At 74.7% G+C, this 18,015-nt stretch carries 13 protein-coding genes; 7 read left to right on the top strand and 6 right to left on the bottom strand.

The genetic code is table 11. The annotated features are described in order from the left end of the window. Window positions 1–102: 102 nt before the first annotated feature. The gene (locus ACFWIA_RS24560; protein WP_387008555.1) at window positions 103–699 is read right to left on the bottom strand and encodes a two-component system response regulator; all 597 of its coding nucleotides are present in this window, start codon (window positions 697–699) and stop codon (window positions 103–105) included. 400 nt (window positions 700–1,099) lie between these two features. Between ACFWIA_RS24560 and ACFWIA_RS24565 the strand changes: the two genes are divergently transcribed. Both ACFWIA_RS24565 and hemW read left to right on the top strand, forming a co-directional pair. After that, on the top strand, window positions 1,100–3,352 hold the full coding sequence (locus ACFWIA_RS24565) for a SpoIIE family protein phosphatase (RefSeq protein ID WP_387008557.1): 2,253 nt from the start codon (window positions 1,100–1,102) through the stop codon (window positions 3,350–3,352). 77 nt (window positions 3,353–3,429) lie between these two features. Next, window positions 3,430–4,662 carry a radical SAM family heme chaperone HemW gene (gene hemW, locus ACFWIA_RS24570; protein WP_387008559.1) on the top strand — a complete coding sequence of 411 codons (1,233 nt, stop codon included), beginning with the start codon at window positions 3,430–3,432 and terminating at the stop codon, window positions 4,660–4,662. 19 nt (window positions 4,663–4,681) lie between these two features. Here the strand turns inward: hemW and ACFWIA_RS24575 are convergent, their stop codons facing one another. The 5 genes from ACFWIA_RS24575 to ACFWIA_RS24595 form a co-directional block, all read right to left on the bottom strand. Next, window positions 4,682–6,505 carry a hypothetical protein gene (locus ACFWIA_RS24575; RefSeq protein ID WP_387008561.1) on the bottom strand — a complete coding sequence of 608 codons (1,824 nt, stop codon included), beginning with the start codon at window positions 6,503–6,505 and terminating at the stop codon, window positions 4,682–4,684. Beyond that, on the bottom strand, window positions 6,502–7,218 hold the full coding sequence (locus ACFWIA_RS24580; RefSeq protein ID WP_387008563.1) for a hypothetical protein: 717 nt from the start codon (window positions 7,216–7,218) through the stop codon (window positions 6,502–6,504). Before ACFWIA_RS24580 ends, ACFWIA_RS24575 begins: the two co-directional genes overlap by 4 nt. Further along, entirely contained in the window at window positions 7,218–8,162 is a 945-nt protein-coding gene (locus tag ACFWIA_RS24585) for a hypothetical protein (protein ID WP_387008565.1), read from the bottom strand. The genes ACFWIA_RS24580 and ACFWIA_RS24585 overlap by 1 nt, the downstream gene beginning before the upstream one ends. A 147-nt stretch (window positions 8,163–8,309) precedes the next feature. Beyond that, complete coding sequence (locus tag ACFWIA_RS24590) at window positions 8,310–9,119, bottom strand: DUF3097 domain-containing protein (protein WP_387008567.1); 810 nt, start codon at window positions 9,117–9,119, stop codon at window positions 8,310–8,312. Between the two features lie 42 nt (window positions 9,120–9,161). Further along, window positions 9,162–9,893, bottom strand: a complete 732-nt coding sequence (locus ACFWIA_RS24595) for an MBL fold metallo-hydrolase (RefSeq protein WP_387008569.1) — start codon at window positions 9,891–9,893, stop codon at window positions 9,162–9,164. Between the two features lie 261 nt (window positions 9,894–10,154). Here ACFWIA_RS24595 and hrcA point away from each other — a divergent pair, with 261 nt between their 5' ends. The 5 genes from hrcA (at window position 10,155) to ACFWIA_RS24620 (ending at window position 17,948) form a co-directional block, all read left to right on the top strand. Further along, complete coding sequence (gene hrcA, locus ACFWIA_RS24600) at window positions 10,155–11,171, top strand: heat-inducible transcriptional repressor HrcA (RefSeq protein ID WP_387008571.1); 1,017 nt, start codon at window positions 10,155–10,157, stop codon at window positions 11,169–11,171. After that, window positions 11,172–12,305, top strand: a complete 1,134-nt coding sequence (gene dnaJ, locus ACFWIA_RS24605) for a molecular chaperone DnaJ (protein ID WP_385487599.1) — start codon at window positions 11,172–11,174, stop codon at window positions 12,303–12,305. It begins immediately after the preceding gene. 282 nt (window positions 12,306–12,587) lie between these two features. Then, entirely contained in the window at window positions 12,588–13,661 is a 1,074-nt protein-coding gene (locus ACFWIA_RS24610; protein ID WP_387008573.1) for a nitronate monooxygenase, read from the top strand. Continuing rightward, complete coding sequence (locus ACFWIA_RS24615; RefSeq protein WP_387008575.1) at window positions 13,658–14,413, top strand: 16S rRNA (uracil(1498)-N(3))-methyltransferase; 756 nt, start codon at window positions 13,658–13,660, stop codon at window positions 14,411–14,413. Before ACFWIA_RS24610 ends, ACFWIA_RS24615 begins: the two co-directional genes overlap by 4 nt. A 262-nt stretch (window positions 14,414–14,675) precedes the next feature. Beyond that, the gene (locus ACFWIA_RS24620) at window positions 14,676–17,948 is read left to right on the top strand and encodes a S41 family peptidase (protein ID WP_387008577.1); all 3,273 of its coding nucleotides are present in this window, start codon (window positions 14,676–14,678) and stop codon (window positions 17,946–17,948) included. Window positions 17,949–18,015 lie beyond the last annotated feature (67 nt).

An 18,015-nucleotide genomic window follows, 5' to 3' on the forward strand; every position in this document is an offset into this window, starting at 1 on the left:
GCGGATCGGCGACCGGCGCACGCGCGCTGCTCGCTCCCGCCCTGCCCGCGCTGCTCGCTCCCGCCTCACCCCCACGGGCGGTCCGTCCTGCGGGCCCGCGGTTCACAGCGCGACCCGGCCGCGCCGCATCTCCCGGAGCATCCGCCCCAGGTCGTTGATGTCCGCGCGGAGGTCGGTCGCGGCGTGGTCCCGGCACGGCGGCGCCTGCGCCATCCGGCGCTCGATCGCCGTGAGCCGGTCCACCAGCGCGTCGAACTGCCGCTCCTCCCGGGCGAGCATCCGCTCCAGCAGCCGGTTCTTGCGGTGCAGGTCCAGGAAGACGGTCACCTTGGCGCGCAGCACCCAGGGGTCGAAGGGCTTGGTGAGGTAGTCCGCCGCCCCCGTGGCGTAACCGCGGAACGCGAAGCCCGCATCGGGTTCCAGGCCGGTCAGGAAGATGATCGGCACGTCCTTCGCCGGGTCGAGCCGTCGGATCTGGGCGGCCGTCTCGAAGCCGTCCATCCCCGGCATGTGGACGTCCAGGAGCACCACCGCGAATCTCCGGCGCAACAGCGCCTTCAACGCCTCCTCGCCCGAACGGGCCCGCACCAAAGGCGCGTTGAGGGAGCCGAGCACGGCCTCCAGGGCCGTCAGATTGTCTTCCATGTCGTCGACCAGCAGGATGCCCGCCCGGTCGTCGTCCACTGCCCCACCGCTCATCGTGACCGTGCCTCGTCGTCCGTCGTCCGTGGTTCCCCGGCCCGTCGATCCGGAACCGGGTCGGGGGCGGGCCGCTGTCGTCGTGGTCCGTGCCCGTTGCGCTCGCCGCCGGCATGTGCGCGTATCCGGGTACGCCGTTCGTCGTAGGGCGGCGTACCCGGTGCGCGTGAGAACCCTCATCCCGAAGGGTGCGGGCCGCTCCGCCGTTCGGGATGACCCACTTCGGTCACTCGGTGCGTACGGGCGCGGTCAGTCTGTCACTCTGTCCCTGTCGCCCGAGGCGCATTCGCCCGAAGTTCCCAGCAGTCGAGGAGTGGAGTCCGTTCCGATGCGACGGGAGAACCGGGAGAACACAGTTCGTGCCGGAGTACGACGAGCGCGGGGGCGCGCGGGCGCACGCGTGGCGCGCACCTCCTTGCCCGGCAACTCGCTGGCCCCCTCGGCCGCTCGGGTCTTCGCCCGACGGGTCCTCGGGGAGTGGGCCCGCGAGGGCGCCCAGGGGGCGCGGCCGGTCGCGGCCCGCATATCCGACCGTCTGGTGCAGGATGCGTCCCTGCTGGTCAGCGAGCTGGTGACGAATGCGGTGGTGCATGCGGGGACGGATGTGGGGCTGCTCTGCCGGTGGGAGGAACAGCAGCCTCCGGAGGACGAGGCAGCGGGCTGGGCGGAGGTACACGGTGAGGTGGCCGTCATCGAGTTCGCCCACCTCACCGATCCCACTGACCCCGTAGACCCCATCGGCCCCGCCGATCCCGCAGAGCAGCCGTTCGAGCCGCACCACCCGGCGTACGCCCCCGAGTGCGCGACGGACGGCGTCGCCACGGCGCCCCACCCGGAAACGGAACCCGCGCCCGGACCCGCCCCCGATTCCGCCACGGACTCCGGTGCCCTCGTCATCGAGGTCTCCGACCAGCACCCCGCCCGCCCCATCAACGGCGCCCCCGCCGCCCGCAGCAGCGACGCGCCCGAGTACGGCCGGGGACTGCAACTCGTCGCCCGGCTCGCCACCGCCTGGGGCGTCACCTACCGGCCCGGCACCAAGACGGTGTGGGCACGGATTCCCGTACACCCGCGGGGGACCGGGGCCCCGGGTGCGGTGCCGGACGCGTGGGGCGGCCCGGACGAGGTGGTCATGCCCGGCTACGAGGCGGTCGCCGGCTACGGCGTGATGGCCGGCGCGGCGCCCGACGGCACCCGCCCCACCGGACCCGGCTGGCCGGTGCCGGGCGGGGCGGACGCCCCCGGTCCGGCGGGCCCCCTGCCCTCCGGACCGGCGCCCGACCTACCGGCGCGCGCCCCCGGCGCGGATTCCGCTGCGCCCTGGATTCCGGGCGGCGACTCGGACTGGGTGGGCCGGGGCGCCCTCTCCTTCCTGGCCGAGGCGTCCGAACTGCTCGCCGGGCAACTGGACGAGGACCTGGTGGCGACGCTCGCGGGCCAACTGCTGGTGCCCCGGCTCGCCGACTGGTGCGCGGTCTGGCTCGGCGACGAGGCCGACGGCTCCGGACCCGGCACCGGCACCCCGCCGGGCGGCGGCCCCCGGCTGGCCCGGGTGTGGCACGGCAGCGAGGAGCGGATCGAGGAGCTGCGCCGCGTCCTGGAGAAGGAACCGCCGCTGCCCGCCGAGGACCCGGCGCGCTCCGGTGCGGTCCCCGTGCGCTGGCCCGGCGCCTCCTTCGGGGCGGACGAACCGTCGGGGGCCTGTGTGGCGTTCCCGCTGGTCGCGGGCGGTAGACCGCTGGGCACCCTGCTGATCGGGCGCTCCGGACTGCTGAGGTTCCCCGATGAGGTGACCGGGCTCGTCGAGGACTTCTGCCGCCGGGTCGCACTGGCGATCGGGGCGGCCCGCCAGTACGCCCGGCAGGCCACCATCAGCCGGGTCCTCCAACGCGGACTGCTGCCCAGCTCGGTCGCGGAGATCCCCGGGATGCGCAGCGCCCTGGTCTACGAACCCCGGGAGCGGGGCGGGCCCGGCGGCGACTTCTACGACGTGTTCCCGGCCGGGCGGGGCCGCTGGTGCTTCGCGTTGGGCGACGTCCAGGGCAAGGGCCCCGAGGCGGCGGTCGTGGTCGGGCTCGCCCGGCCCTGGCTGCGTCTGCTGGCCCGCGAGGGGTACGCGGTGGGCGAGGTGCTCGACCGGCTCAACCAGCTGCTCCTGGACGATGCGACGGAAGCCGCCGAGGCCGGGGCGCGGGCGCTCGCCGGGGCGGAGGGCGGCCCGCTGTCGGCGGAGGGCTTCATGCCCCGGTTCCTCTCCACGCTGTACGGGGAGCTGGTGCCGACGGCGGACGGGGTCCGGTGCACCCTCGCCTCGGCCGGCCACCCGCTGCCGCTGGTGCTGCGGCCCGACGGGGAGGTGTGCGTCGTCGCCGGGTCCCAGATGCTGCTGGGCGTGGTCGAGGACGTCACGTACCGCGCCGAGTCCTTCGACCTGGCGCCGGGGGACACCCTGCTGTGCGTGACCGACGGGGTCACCGAGCGCAGGGCGGGGCGCCGCCAGTTCGACGACGGCGAGGGGCTCGCGGTGGCCCTCTCCGGATGTGCGGGGCTCTCCGCCGGCGCGCTGGCGGAGCGGCTGCGGCAACAGGTGCACGCCTTCGGCGACGCGCCCCCGGAGGACGACCTCGCGATCCTCGTCCTCCAGGCCACCTGAGGGGCCGGCGGGGCCCCTCGTCCGCCCCGGTGGGCCGCCCGGCGGGGGAACGCGCGGCGACGGGGGACAATGGGGGCATGCCTTCCGTACTTCCCGAGGGCGAGGCCGTGCCCGAAAGCGGGGCGCTGCCCGCCGACGCGCTCGCCGGGGCGGCCGACCGCCCCCTCGGGTTCTATCTCCACGTCCCCTACTGCGCCACCCGCTGCGGGTACTGCGACTTCAACACCTACACCGCCAGCGAGCTCCGCGGCAGCGGCGGGGTGCTCGCGTCCCGCGACAACTACGCGACCACCCTCGTCGACGAGGTCCGGCTCGCCCGCAAGGTGCTCGGGGACGACCCCCGCCAGGTGCGGACCGTCTTCGTCGGCGGCGGCACGCCCACCCTGCTCCCCGCGGACGACCTGGTGCGGATGCTCGGCGCGGTCCGGGACGAGTTCGGGTTCGCGCCCGACGCGGAGATCACCACCGAGGCCAACCCCGACTCGGTCGACCCGGCGTACCTGGCCGCGCTGCGCGAGGGCGGCTTCACCCGGATCTCGTTCGGCATGCAGAGCGCCCGCCCGCACGTCCTGAAGATCCTCGACCGCACGCACACCCCGGGGCGCCCCGAGCGCTGTGTCGCCGAGGCACGGGCCGCCGGGTTCGAGCACGTCAACCTGGACCTGATCTACGGGACCCCAGGGGAGTCCGACGACGACTGGCGGGCCTCCCTGGACGCCGCGATCGGCGCGGACCCCGACCACGTGTCGGCGTACGCGCTGATCGTGGAGGAGGGCACCCGGCTGGCCCGGCAGATCCGGCGCGGCGAGGTCCCGATGACCGACGACGACGTGCACGCCGACCGCTACCTGATCGCCGAGGAGCGGCTCGCCGCCGCCGGCTACGCCTGGTACGAGGTGTCCAACTGGGCCAAGTCGGCCGCCGGGCGGTGCCTCCACAACGAGCTGTACTGGCGGGGCGCCGACTGGTGGGGCGCGGGCCCCGGCGCGCACAGCCACGTCGGCGGGGTGCGCTGGTGGAACGTCAAGCACCCGGGCGCCTACGCGGCGGCGCTCGCCGAGGGCCGGTCGCCCGGCGCCGGCCGGGAGGTCCTGGCGGCGGAGGACCGGCGGGTGGAGCGCGTCCTGCTGGAACTGCGCCTGCGCGACGGCTGCCCGCTTGACCTCCTGAGGCCGCAGGGGCTGGCGGCGGCCCGCCGCGCCCTCGCCGACGGACTCCTCGAAGCCGCCCCCTTCGACCGGGGCCTGGCCGTGCTGACCCTGCGCGGCCGGCTGCTCGCGGACGGGGTGGTCCGGGACCTCGTGGACTGACCGCCCCGCCCCGCCCGGCTCAGGGCTCGCCCAGTTCCAGGACGAGCCGGGCGGCCGACGTCGTGGTGGAGTCGAAGGCCCGGCAGGCGAGCACGGCGTGGTTGACCGAGGTCGTCGCCCGGATCAGGTGCAGTTCCGGCGGTCGGCCGGCGGACGTGCGCAGTTCGGCCTCGGCCCAGGTGGTGGTGGCGTTCGTGTCGCTGGTGCGGGTCCGTTCCCCGCTCAGCACCCGGGTGTCCCCGTCCGCGGAGGTGGTGCGCAGCGCCGGGACCTCGTCGAGGTCCGCGGTCAGCGTCCCGTCGGTGCCCAGGCGCCATCGTGCGCGGGCGATCCGGTCGGCCGAGTCCCGGGCCCAGTCGGCGCGCGTGTCCCCCAACGGCTGCACCCCGCTGACCCGCACCGTGCGGAAGGTCCGAGCGGCGGTGGGCGTGGTGCCCGTCGCCCCCGCGGCTCCGAAGGTCGGCAGGCCCGTGGGCCGGGGCGGTGCGGCCGGGACGGAGCGGCTGGGGCAGGGCGAGGGGAGGTCCCCGGGTCCCGCCGAGGGGGTGGCCGTGACGTGCGGGGTGCGCGACGCGGTCCCGGACTCCCCGGGGGCGGCCAGCAGACCGACGAGCAGCGCCGCCGCCGGGAACAGCGCCGCCGTGGCGTGCGCGGCGAGCGGGCGGACCCCGCGCTCCGGTCCGCGCCACCCCCACAGCCGTGACCACCGGCGGGCGATCAGGGGCCATCCGAGGAGGGCGGCCAGCACCGCCCACCACAGGGGTCCGCCGGCGAGTTGTTCGTGGGCGAGTGCGAGGGCGGCCCGCGCGGCGGCGCCCCAGGTGTCCCACTCGGCGCCGAGCAGCCGGTAGGCCAGGGCACCGCCGAGCAGGTCGAGCAGGGCCTCGGCGAGCAGCGCGGTCGGCCACAGCAGGAGCAACAGCAGCCGGCCGCTTCGCCGTTCGCCCCGTGCGGCGAACCAGCGCCGCACCCGGACCGGCGGGTGGTACAGCCGGGCGGCCCGGCCGGGGGCGCGCCGTTCCACCCGGTCGAACACCCGGAGCAGGGCGGGCCATCCGCCGGTCTGCCCCGCGTACCGGTCGGCGGCCAGTTCGGACGACCACAGCGCGCCGACCATGATCAGCAGCAGCTTGGGCACGGCCAGCACGACCAGGACGACCTGGGCGAGCATCAGGGGAGCGGTCGCGTTCCCGGAGAGGAACAGCAGCGTCACCGGCAGCGCGCCGAAGCCGGCCAGCAGGTAGGGCCAGGCGCGCACCAGGGAGGTGAACGGACTGCCGAGCCCGGCGACGTGCTGTTCGCCGGAGCGGAGGTGCCCCAGCTCGTGCAGCAGGACGGCTTCGGCCGCCTCCCGGTCCGTGTCCCACAGCAGGACCAGCGGGCGGAAGACGCCGACCCGGGTGGTCCGCCAGCCGTCGGGGTAGACCCGGGCGAGGGGCCGCGGCTGGTTGCTGACCCGCAGTACGGTGCCGGGTGCGCGTTCGGCGAGGAACCGCCGCACCTGTGCGTAGACGGCCGCGGTGGCGGGCGGCACCAGTGGATCGTCCGGTGCCATCAGCCCGTGCCGCCGCTCGACGAACCGCCGCCTCAGGTGCGGCAGGGCCAGGGCGAGGGCGCCGGCGAACAGGAGCACCAGGGGCAGCGACTGGGCCAGCGTCAGGCCCGAGACGACCAGGAGCCCGTCCCCCAGACCGTCCCGCCACTGGGCGAACGGACCCTCCGCCCGCCGGACCGCGGCGACGGCCCCGGGCGTTTGCACGGCGAGCAGTACCAGGGTCAGCCACAGCCAGGGCGGCGGGCCGCACAGGGCCGGTGCCGGACGGGTCGGGTGAGCGGCGCTCATGTGTCGCCGCTCCGGTCCGGGCGGTCGCCGGCCCGGCTTCCGGGGCGGCGGCGCAGCGCTTCGGCGAACCGGCGCAGGGGGCCGCGGCGCCCGGGAGCGGGCGAGGGCGGTTCCGCCGCCACCAGGGCGTCGAGGAAGGCGGCCACCTCCTGCGGCCGTCCGGTGGTCAGCAGCCGGGAGACCAACGCGGCGGTCAGCTCCTCGGCCGTCGCGTCGTCGACCCGGCGCGCCCGCAGCCGCTCGTACATGCGCAGCGCCGCCGCCACGGCCTCGGCGTTCGGGGCGGCTGCGGCTGCGGCTGCGGCTTCGCCCTCGCCCTCGTCGGAACCGTGCGGGGTGTCCACGGCCCGCGGGGACCGTGCGGAGCGTTCCCGCAGGGCGACGGCGAGCGTGGTCACGGCGACGCCGTTGCTGAAGTACTGACTGCCCAGGGCCGTCTTCAGCGCGTCCGCCGCGTACGCCAGCGCGTCCAACAACTGCGGCAGCACGGTGGCGAGGGTGCCGTCGAGTGCGCCCGGCGCGTGCGCCCCGGTGCGGAACAGGTCCCGGCGGGCCCGGCCGCCGGCGGCGTAGGCCCGGATGGTCTGGGCGGCCAGCACGGTCTCGTCCGGGGCCGCCCACCCCGCGACGTGCGCGCCCCAGCGGTCGAGCGCGTCGAGGCCCACCGCGGGTGCGTCCTGCCCCGGCGGATCGGGCGGTGCGGTGTCCGGCATCAGGAACCCCCGGTGAACGCGAAGCGGAAGGTGAGGTTGCCGCTCTGCGTGCTGCCCTGCGCGGTCAGGGACAGGCCGCCGGTGTCGAGCCGCCCGCCGAGCGTGGTGCCCGCGCCGAGGGCGTGCGGATGGCCCCCCGGCAGCTGGCCGAGTTCGGGGCGGCAGGCGGCGAGCGGGGTGGGCCAGTTGACCAGGTTCAGCGCCACGGCCTCCCGTGTGTGGGGGTCGGTGAGCCGCCCGCTCAGCTGGCCGGCCGACCAGTCCAGGTCCCAGTACGTGAGCAGCAGGTTCGGGTCCCGGGGGTTCCCGGTGAGGTCCTGGCCCGAGGTGGTGCTGACCGCGGCCGACCACATCGACAACGCCCCCGTGTCGGAGGGCTGCCCGACCGCGAGGACCAGGGAGAACGGGTTGTCCTCGGTGAAGCCTCCCCCGGTCCGGGGCCGGCTCAGGCTGAGGGTGCCGGGGAGGGAGTACGTCCGGCTGTCCGCGAGCCGGCGCGCCCCGCCCGCGCCGCAGTGGTCGTAGACGTCGACCGACACCTTCGCCGTCCCGCGGTACTCCCGGCCCCAGAGCGCGGCGGCCCCCGTCGGCCCGCTCGGCGTCGACGGGGTGGCGGGGGGCGGCGACGGGGGCGCGACGGTGTCCCCGGTCGGGGCTGTCGGGGCGGCCGGGGCGGCGGTGGTCGGTGCTGCGGAGGCGGCCGGTGGGGGAGCGGCGGTCGAGACGGACGCCCGGGGTGCGGTGGGCGGCGGCCCGCTGGCGGACGCGGCCTCCCCGGAAGTCGCGGAGCCCCGATCCGATGCGCCCCCGCCCGATGCGCCCCCGCCCGCGGAGCAACCGGCCAGGAGCGCCGCCGCCAGCAGGGCGGCGCCCACCCCGACCGGCAGTCGTACGCGTCCGGACCGGGCAGCCGTGCGGGTGGTTCTTCCCCCTGGACGCGTCATGACGTCCCCCTCCCCCTCCGGGGTGCGCAGGGGGCTCCCCGGGCAGGCGATGGTATAGGTCCCGCGATCCGCCAACTAGCCTTTTTTGTAGGCTTGTTGTCTGTTTTTTGCCTGGATGGGGCACGCGTTTCCGGTGCGGTCGAGCGGTCAGCTGAAACCGACGGTCACATGGTCGATGAGGTGCTCGACCGGCCCGAGCAACTCCGGTTCCAGGTCCTTGTAGCTGTGTACCCGGGACAGGACGTGCTGCCAGGCGGCGCCCGTGTGCGGGGGCCAGCCCAGGGCGGTGCACACCCCCGTCTTCCAGTCCTGCCCCCGCGGCACCCGCGGCCAGGCGGCGATGCCGAGCGCGGCGGGCCGCACCGCCTGCCAGACGTCGACGAACGGGTGGCCGACGACCAGGGTGTGCGGGTCCGTGATCGAGACCGCGATCCGGGACTCCTTGCTGCCGGGCACCAGATGGTCCACCAGGACGCCGAGCCGGGCGTCGGGGCCCGGGGCGAACTCCGCGACGATCGCCGGCAGGTCGTCCACGCCTTCCAGGTACTCCACGACCACGCCCTCCACCCGCAGGTCGTCGCCCCACACCTTCTCGACGAGTTCGGCGTCGTGACGGCCCTCGACGTAGATGCGCCCGGCGCGTGCGACCCGCGCCCGCGCCCCCGGTACGGCCACCGAGCCGGAGGCGGTGCGCTGGGGACGGTCGGGGGCCGGGCGCCCGGGGCGGACCAGGGTGACCGGCTTGCCGTCGATCAGGAACCCGCGCGGTTCCATCGGGAAGACCCGGTGCTTGCCGAACCGGTCCTCCAGGGTGACGGCGCCCGCCTCCACCTGGACCACGGCACCGCAGAACCCCGTCGCGACCTCCTCCACCACGAGGTCCACCTCCGCGGGGACCTCGGGCGCGGCGCTCTGCTTCTTCCAGGGCGGAGTCAGATCCGCTGAGTACTGACGCATCCCGCGACGATAGAACGCCCGACCCCGCCCCCCGCGCGTGCCTCAGCCGCCCGCCGCCGTGCGCAGCACGTCCCGCTGGGCCGTGACGAACGCCGCCCCCACCACGGCCCCGTGCCCCGGCACGTACCGCCCGCTCGGCCCGCCGAGCGCGAGCACCCGGTCCAACGCGTCCGGCCACGCCGCCGGGTGTGCGTCGGGCCCCGCCTGCGGCGCCCCGGACTCCTCGACGAGATCGCCGCAGAACACCACCGGCGGTTCCCCGGCGACGACCACGACCAGGTCCTGCCCGGTGTGCCCGGGCCCCACGTCCGCGAGGACGACCGACACGCCCCCCAGGTCCAGGGCCAGCGTCCCCGTCACCTCCACCCCGGGCGCGCGCAGCGCCCCGGCCGCCGCCGCGGCCTCGCCGGGGCCGACCCCGTACCGCACCGCGTCGTCCCGCAGTTCCTCCCGCCCCGCGACCAGCAGCGCACCGAGGCCGGCAGCCCCGTACACCGTCGCCCCGGGGAACGCCGGCGCGCCGAGGACGTGGTCGAAGTGCGGATGGGTCAGTGCGAGGTGCGTGACGCGCCCGCCGCCGAGCAGCCGCTCGGACTGCTCCCGCAGCTCGGCGCCCTCCCGCAGGGTGGAGCCCGCGTCCACCAGCAGGGCCGCCCGTTCGCCCGCGACCAGCCCGACCGTGCAGTCCCAGCCGGGCAGCCGTCGCCGTCCCGTCCGGGGCCCGATCCGCTCCCAGCCCTCCGCCGCCCAGGGGATGTCCCGTGTCGTCCGCATACCGTGACGCTAGGTCATTCCGGGTGGGCGCGCGGCGCCGCCCCGACCCGCTGGGTCCGCGGTCGGGCGGCCGGCCGGGGAGCCTGGCCGGACGGCGCGGCGCAGTGGCTCGTGACACGGCCTTGCTACGTGCGTACCCACCGGCCGTACACTTGGCTGGGAACGCTGGCACTCGACTGTCATGAGTGCCAGGCACCGTTCCGCGGGGCCGGTTAGGGCCCGCGCCGACGCAGCGGGAACCAGAGGAACGGGAGGTGCGCGATGCTCAGTGAACGCAGGCTGGAAGTGTTGCGCGCCATCGTCCAGGACTACGTCGGCACGGAGGAGCCGGTCGGCTCCAAGGCGCTGACCGAACGGCACCGTCTCGGCGTCTCCCCGGCTACGGTCCGTAACGACATGGCGGCGCTGGAGGAGGAGGGGTTCATCGCCCAGCCGCACACCAGTGCGGGGCGCATCCCCACCGACAAGGGGTACCGCCTGTTCGTGGACAAGCTGGCCGGGGTCAAGCCGATGACGGCCCCCGAACGGCGGGCCATCCAGAACTTCCTCGACGGGGCGGTGGACCTCGACGACGTCGTGGGCCGCACGGTCCGGCTGCTGGCGCAGCTGACCCGGCAGGTCGCCGTGGTGCAGTACCCGTCGCTGACCCGTTCGACGGTGCGGCACGTGGAACTGCTGTCACTGGCCCCGGCCCGGGTGATGCTCGTCCTGATCACCGACACCGGTCGGGTCGAGCAGCGGATGGTGGACTGCCCGGCTCCGTTCGGCGAGACCTCGCTCGCGGATCTGCGGGCGCGGCTCAACAGCCGGGTCGCGGGCCGTCGGTTCGCCGACGTTCCGCAGCTGGTGCAGGACCTGCCCGAGGTGTTCGACAGCGAGGACCGGGGCAGTGTCTCGACCATCCTCTCCACTCTGTTGGAGACACTGGTCGAGGAGACGGAGGAGCGGCTGATGATCGGCGGTACCGCCAACCTCACCCGCTTCGGACATGACTTTCCCCTCGTGATCCGGCCCGTCCTGGAGGCGTTGGAGGAGCAGGTCGTCCTCCTCAAGCTCCTCGGCGAGGCGGAATATTCGGGCATGACCGTAAGGATCGGTCACGAGAACGCCCATGAGGGGCTCAACTCCACGTCCGTCGTGTCGGTGGGCTACGGTTCGGGCGGCGAGGCAGTCGCCAAGCTCGGCGTGGTCGGACCGACCCGCATGGACTACCCGGGAACGATGGGAGCAGTACGCGCAGTGGCACGTTACGTCGGACAGATCCTGGCGGAGTCGTAAGTGGCCACGGACTACTACGCCGTACTAGGCGTGCGCCGCGATGCGTCCCAGGACGAGATCAAGAAGGCGTTCCGGAGGCTCGCGCGCGAGCTGCATCCGGACGTCAACCCCGATCCGAAGACCCAGGAGCGGTTCAAGGAGATCAACGCCGCCTACGAGGTGTTGTCGGACCCGCAGAAGAAGCAGGTCTACGACCTCGGCGGCGATCCGCTGTCCCAGGCGGGCGGTGGACCCGGCGGCTTCGGCGCCGGTGGCTTCGGCAACTTCTCCGACATCATGGACGCCTTCTTCGGAACGGCGTCCCAGCGCGGCCCCCGCTCCCGCACCCGGCGCGGTCAGGACGCGATGATCCGGCTGGAGGTGGAGCTGGACGAGGCGGCCTTCGGGACCACCAAGGACATCCAGGTCGACACCGCCGTCGTCTGCAACACCTGCAACGGCGAGGGCGCGGCGCCCGGCACCAGTGCCCAGACCTGTGACATGTGTCGCGGTCGGGGCGAGGTGTCGCAGATGACCCGGTCGTTCCTCGGCCAGGTCATGACCTCGCGTCCGTGTCCCCAGTGCCAGGGTTTCGGCACGGTCGTGCCCACCCCGTGCCCGGAGTGCGCGGGCGACGGCCGGGTCCGTTCCCGTCGCACCCTGACGGTGAAGATCCCGGCCGGTGTCGACAACGGCACCCGCATCCAGCTCGCGGGCGAGGGCGAGGTCGGCCCCGGCGGCGGCCCCGCCGGTGACCTCTACGTCGAGATCCACGAGCTGCCGCACGCGGTCTTCCAGCGGCGCGGTGACGATCTGCACTGCACGGTGACGCTGCCGATGACGGCGGCCTCGCTGGGCACCAAGGTGCCGTTGGAGACCCTGGACGGCATGGAGGAGATCGACATCCGGCCCGGTACCCAGTCCGGCCAGTCGATCCCGTTGCACGGTCGGGGCGTGACGCATCTGCGGGGCGGCGGCCGGGGTGACCTGATCGTCCACGTCGAGGTGCAGACCCCGTCCAAGCTCGACGCCGAGCAGGAGCGGTTGTTGCGGGAGCTGGCGAAGCTGCGCGGTGAGGAGCGCCCCATCGGTCAGTTCCAGCCAGGTCAGCAGGGACTGTTCTCCCGGTTGAAGGACGCGTTCAACGGTCGCTGACGCGATGCGTCCCGGCGGCCGGACCGCCACCCTCCGTAGTGGCCGACCCCCGTCCCGGTTCTCGTCCGGGCGGGGGTCGGCCATGCATCGGTGCGAAAACGCTAGGGCTGTCGGGGAATTGGCGAACAATCGCCGCTCCCGAGCTGGTGCAACCCTCAAGCACCGCGCTGACCAGCGCAGGTGTGCTCCCGTCGATGATCCACCCGTATCCACACACGGCCGGAATATGCCAGATGTACGGCTGGATTCGGACTTGTGTGGAGGACGTGACAACATGCCGTCATGTCCTCCGCACTGACCGATCTCCTTCCGTGCCCGATCGTGCAGGCCCCGATGGCGGGCGGGGTGTCCCGGCCGCAGCTGGCCGCAGCCGTGTCCGAAGCGGGCGGACTGGGGTTCCTCGCCGCCGGCTACAAGACGGCCGACGGCATGTACCAGGAGATCAAGCAGGTGCGGAGCCTGACGTCCCACCCCTTCGGCGTGAACGTCTTCATGCCCCAACCCGAGTACGCGGACCCGGCGGTCGTCGACGTCTACGGACACCAACTCGCCGGTGAGTCCGGCTGGTACGACACCGAGCTGGGGGACCCCGACAGCGGCCGGGACGACGGCTACGACGCCAAGCTCGCGATCCTCCTCGACGACCCCGTACCCGTGGTCTCCTTCCACTTCGGCTGTCCGACCCGCGAGGTCATCGCCGCCCTCCGCAAGGCGGGCACCCTCACCCTCGTCACCGCGACCACCCCCGAGGAGGCGCGGACCGTCGCCTGGTCCGGCGCCGACGGGGTGATCGCCCAGGGCATCGAGGCGGGCGGACACCAGGGCACCCACCGGGACAGCCTCGACAACGACGGCACCGGACTCGGGCTGCTCGCCCTCGTCACCCAGGTCCGGGAGGACGTGGAGATCCCCGTCATCGCCGCCGGGGGGCTGATGCGCGGCGCCCAGATCGCCGCCGTGCTCGCCGCCGGGGCCGATGCCGCGCAACTCGGCACGGCCTTCCTGCCCACCCCCGAGTCCGGCGCCCACCTGATGCACAAGCAGGCGCTCACCAACCCCCTGTTCACCCGCACCGAGATCACCCGCGCGTTCACCGGGCGCCCCGCGCGCGGCCTGGTCAACCGCTTCCTGCGCGAACACGGCCGCTACGCCCCCGCCGCGTACCCCCAGGTCCACCACCTCACCGGCCCGCTGCGCAAGGCCGCCGCCAAGGCCGCGGACCCGCAGGGCATGGCCCTGTGGGCGGGCCAGGGCCACCGGCTCGCCCGGGAGATGCCCGCGGGGGACCTGGTCGAGGTGCTGTGGGCGGAAGCCGCGGACGCCGTCGACACCCTGGCCGTCGGGAGGGCCTCGTGACCGCACCCGTTTTCGTCGTCCCCCACCTCGACGGCCTCGACGCCCCCGGTGGGCGTTTCGTCCTCGACGGCCCCGAAGGACGGCACGCCGTGTCCGTGAAGCGGCTGCGGGCCGGTGAGGACATCGTCCTCACCGACGGGCAGGGTCGCTGGGCGGACTGCGTCGTCACCGGCTCCGAGGGCAAGGACCGACTGCTCGTGCACGTCACCTCCTCCCAGGAGGAACCGCCCCCGGCACCGCGGCTCACCGTCGTCCAGGCCCTGCCCAAGGGCGACCGGGGCGAACTCGCGGTGGAGACCATGACGGAGACCGGCGTCGACGCGATCGTCCCGTGGGCCGCGGCCCGTTGCGTCACCCAGTGGCGCGGGGACCGGGGCGCCCGGGCCCTCGCCAAGTGGCGGGCCACCGCCCGCGAGTCGGGCAAGCAGTCCCGGCGGGTGCGGTTTCCCGAGGTGGCGGACGCCATGACCACGAAGCAGGTCGCCGCGCTGCTGGCCTCGGCTGACTTCGCGGGCGTCCTGCACGAGGATCAGCACCATGGCAGTGCGCCCTTCGCCACTGCTGAACTCCCCGGCGCCGGGGAGATCGTCCTCGTGGTCGGTCCCGAAGGCGGCGTCTCGCCCGAGGAGTTGGCGGCTTTCGCCGAGGCGGGGGCGGGTGCGTATCGGCTCGGGGCGAGCGTGTTGCGGACCTCCACTGCGGGTACGGTGGCCGCGGGGCTGGTGCTGGCTCGCACCGGGCGCTGGGCCTGAGGGGCGCGGCCCCGACCCGTACGTCCCGCTGCGCGTGCGTTGTTCCGTGCGGTGCGCTGGGGTTTTGCGCAGTTCCCCGCGCCCCTGATCTTCGTGCGTCCGGGCGCGGTGCGTTGTTGTGCGCGGTGCGCTGGGGGATTGCGCGGTTCCTCGCGCCCCTGATCTTCGTGCGTCTCGGTGCGGAAGCGCGACGCGCTGTCCGTGCCTTTGAATGTGATCGAAACCGGTGACCTGGGAAGCCACCGCTGCCTAGGGTGATCGGGTGACTCAGTCTGCGTACTTCCGGTACCCGCATGTCCACGGCGAGTTGGTCGCCTTCACGGCAGAGGACGACGTCTGGATCGCACCACTCGACGGTGGGCGTGCCTGGCGGGTAAGCGCCGACAACGTGCCCGTGAACCATCCGCGGATCTCCCCGGACGGCACCACGGTCGCCTGGACCTCCACCCGCGACGGCGCCCCCGAAGTCCATCTGGCGCCCGTCGACGGCGGCCCGTCCCGCCGGCTCACCCACTGGGGCGGCTCCCGCACCACCGTCCGCGGCTGGACCGACGACGGCCGGGTCCTCGTCCTCGGCTCCCACGACCAGGCGAGCTTCCGCCGCAGTTGGGCCCGCGCCGTCCCGCTCGACGGCGGCCCCGCCGAAACCCTGCCGCACGGCCCCGTCGGCGACGTCGTGACCGGACCCGGCGGCCGGACCGTGCTCCTCTCCGCGGGGATGAACCGCGAAGCGGCCTGGTGGAAGCGGTACCGGGGCGGCACCGCGGGCAAGTTGTGGATCGACCGCACCGGCGACGGCACCTTCGTCCGCCTCCACGCCGACCTCGACGGCAACATCGAGTACCCCGTCCGGGTGGGCGAGCGGATCGCGTTCCTCTCCGACCACGAGGGCGTCGGCGCCGTGTACTCCTCCCTCGTCGACGGCTCCGAACTGCGCCGCCACACCCCCCTCGACGGCTTCTACGCCCGGCACGCCGCCGGCGACGGCACCCGGCTCGTCTACGCCAGCGCCGGTGAACTCCTGCTCCTGGACGACCTGTCGGGCGCCGCGCCCCGCCGCCTCGACATCCGCCTCGGCGGCCAGCGCACCGACCTCCAGCCGCACCCCGTCAGCGCCGAACGCTGGTTCGGCGCCGCCTCCCCCGACCACACCGGACGCGGCAGCGCGGTGTCGGTGCGCGGCTCGGTCCACTGGGTGACCCACCGCGAAGGACCGGCCCGCGCCCTCGCCGCCGAGCCGGGCGTCCGGGCCAGGATGCCGCGCACCTTCCGGGCGGACGGCGAGGAACACGTCGTCTGGGTCACCGACGCGACGGGCGAGGACGCACTGGAGTTCGCCCCCGCCACCGGCGCCCCCCTGCCCGGCGGCCCGGCTCCCCTCGACCCGGCGGACCCCGTACCCGCGGACGACACCACCACCGGCAGCACCGCCACCGCGCACCCGCCCCGTCGCGTCGGCTCCGGTGAACTCGGCCGGGTCGTGGGCCTGGCCGTGGCCCCCGACGGCTCCCGCGCCGCGGTCGCCGCGCACGACGGCCGCGTCCTGCTGGTGGAGCGGACCAGCGGCGAGGTCCGGGAGATCGACCGCGGCGCACACGGCGACGCCTCCGGCCTCGCCTTCTCCCCGGACTCGGCCTGGCTGGTCTGGTCGCACGCCGGTCCCGGCCCGCTGCGGCAGCTGAAACTCGCCCACACCGCCGACGGAACCGTCACCGAGGCCACCCCGCTGCGGTTCCGCGACTACGCGCCGGCGTTCACCGCCGACGGCAAACACCTCGCCTTCCTCTCCGCCCGGGCCTTCGACCCCGTTTACGACGAGCACGTCTTCGACCTCGTCTTCGTCGACGGCTCCCGCCCGCACCTGATCACCCTCGCCGCCACCACCCCGTCCCCGTTCGGACCGCAGCGCCACGGCCGCCCCTTCGAGACGCCCGACAAGGACGAGACCCCGGACAGCGAAGGCGCCCCCACCACCCGCATCGACCTCGAAGGGCTCGCCGACCGCATCGTCCCCTTCCCCGTGGAGTCCGGCCGCTACTCCACCCTCCGCGCGGCGAAGGACGGCGTCCTGTGGCTGCGCCACCCCGTGGTGGGCGTCCTCGGCACGGCCCGCGCCACCCCGGACGACCCGCACCCCAAGGCCGACCTGGAGCGCTACGACCTGGTCCAACGCCGGATGGAACACCTCGCGTCCGACGCCGACCACTTCGCCGTCACCGGCGACGGCAAACGCGTGCTGCTGTGGACGGACGGCAAGCTGAAGGTCGTCCCCAGCGACCGGCGCGCCCCCTCCGACGAGGACGGCGACGCCCACCTCACCGTGGACCTCTCCCGGGTGCGCCACCAGATCGACCCGGCAGCCGAGTGGCGCCAGATGTACGCGGAGACCGGCCGGTTGATGCGCGACCACTTCTGGCGGGCCGACCTCGGCGGCGTCGACTGGGACGCCGTCCTCGACCGCTACCGGCCCGTCCTCGACCGGGTCGCCACCCACGACGACCTGGTCGACCTGCTGTGGGAGGTGCACGGCGAACTCGGCACCTCCCACGCCTACGTCATCCCGGGCGGCGGCTGGGGCCACGGCGACGGCGCCCAGGGCCTGCTCGGCGCCGACCTCTCCCGGCACCCCGACGGGCGGTGGCGCATCGACCGGGTGCTGCCCTCCGAGACCTCCGACCCGCGGGCCCGCTCCCCGCTCGCCGCACCCGGGGTGGCCGTCCGCGGCGGGGACGCCGTCCTCGCCGTCGGCGGACACCCGGTGGACCCGGTCACCGGCCCCGCCCCGCTGCTCGCCGGCACCGCGGGCAAACCCGTGGAACTCACCGTGCTCCCCGCCGCGGGCGGCGCCCCGCGGCACGTCGTGGTCGTCCCGTTGGACGACGAGGGGCCGCTGCGCTACCACGCCTGGGTCGCCGACCGCCGTGCCCACGTCCTGGAACGGTCCGGCGGGCGCCTCGGCTACCTCCACGTCCCGGACATGATGGCCCCCGGCTGGGCCCAGATCCACCGCGACCTGCGGCTGGAGGTCATCCGCGAGGGCCTGATCGTGGACGTCCGCGAGAACCGGGGCGGCCACACCTCGCAACTCGTCGTGGAGAAGCTGGCCCGCCGGATCGTCGGCTGGGACCTGCCCCGCGGTCAGCGCCCGGTGAGCTACCCGCAGGACGCCCCGCGCGGCCCGGTGGTGGCCGTCGCCGACGAGTTCTCCGGCTCCGACGGCGACATCGTGAACGCCGCGATCAAGGCCCTCGACATCGGCCCGGTCGTCGGCACCCGCACCTGGGGAGGCGTCGTCGGCATCGACAGCCGCTACCGGCTCGTCGACGGCACCCTCGTCACCCAACCCAAGTACGCCTTCTGGTTGGAGGGGCACGGCTGGGACGTCGAGAACCACGGCGTCGACCCGGACGTGGAGGTCGTCCAGGCCCCGCAGGACCACGCGGCGGGCCGCGACCGGCAGTTGGACGAGGCCGTCCGGATCGCCCTCGACGCCCTCGCACGGCACCCCGCGAAGACGCCCCCGCCCCTGCCGTAGCACTCCGGCGCCCCGGCGGCGGGCCGGCCACCGATAGCATGCCCCCGTACCCGGCACCGCCGGGGCG

It is taken from the genome of Streptomyces sp. NPDC127068, assembly GCF_042724695.1.
Lineage (GTDB): Bacteria > Actinomycetota > Actinomycetes > Streptomycetales > Streptomycetaceae > Streptomyces.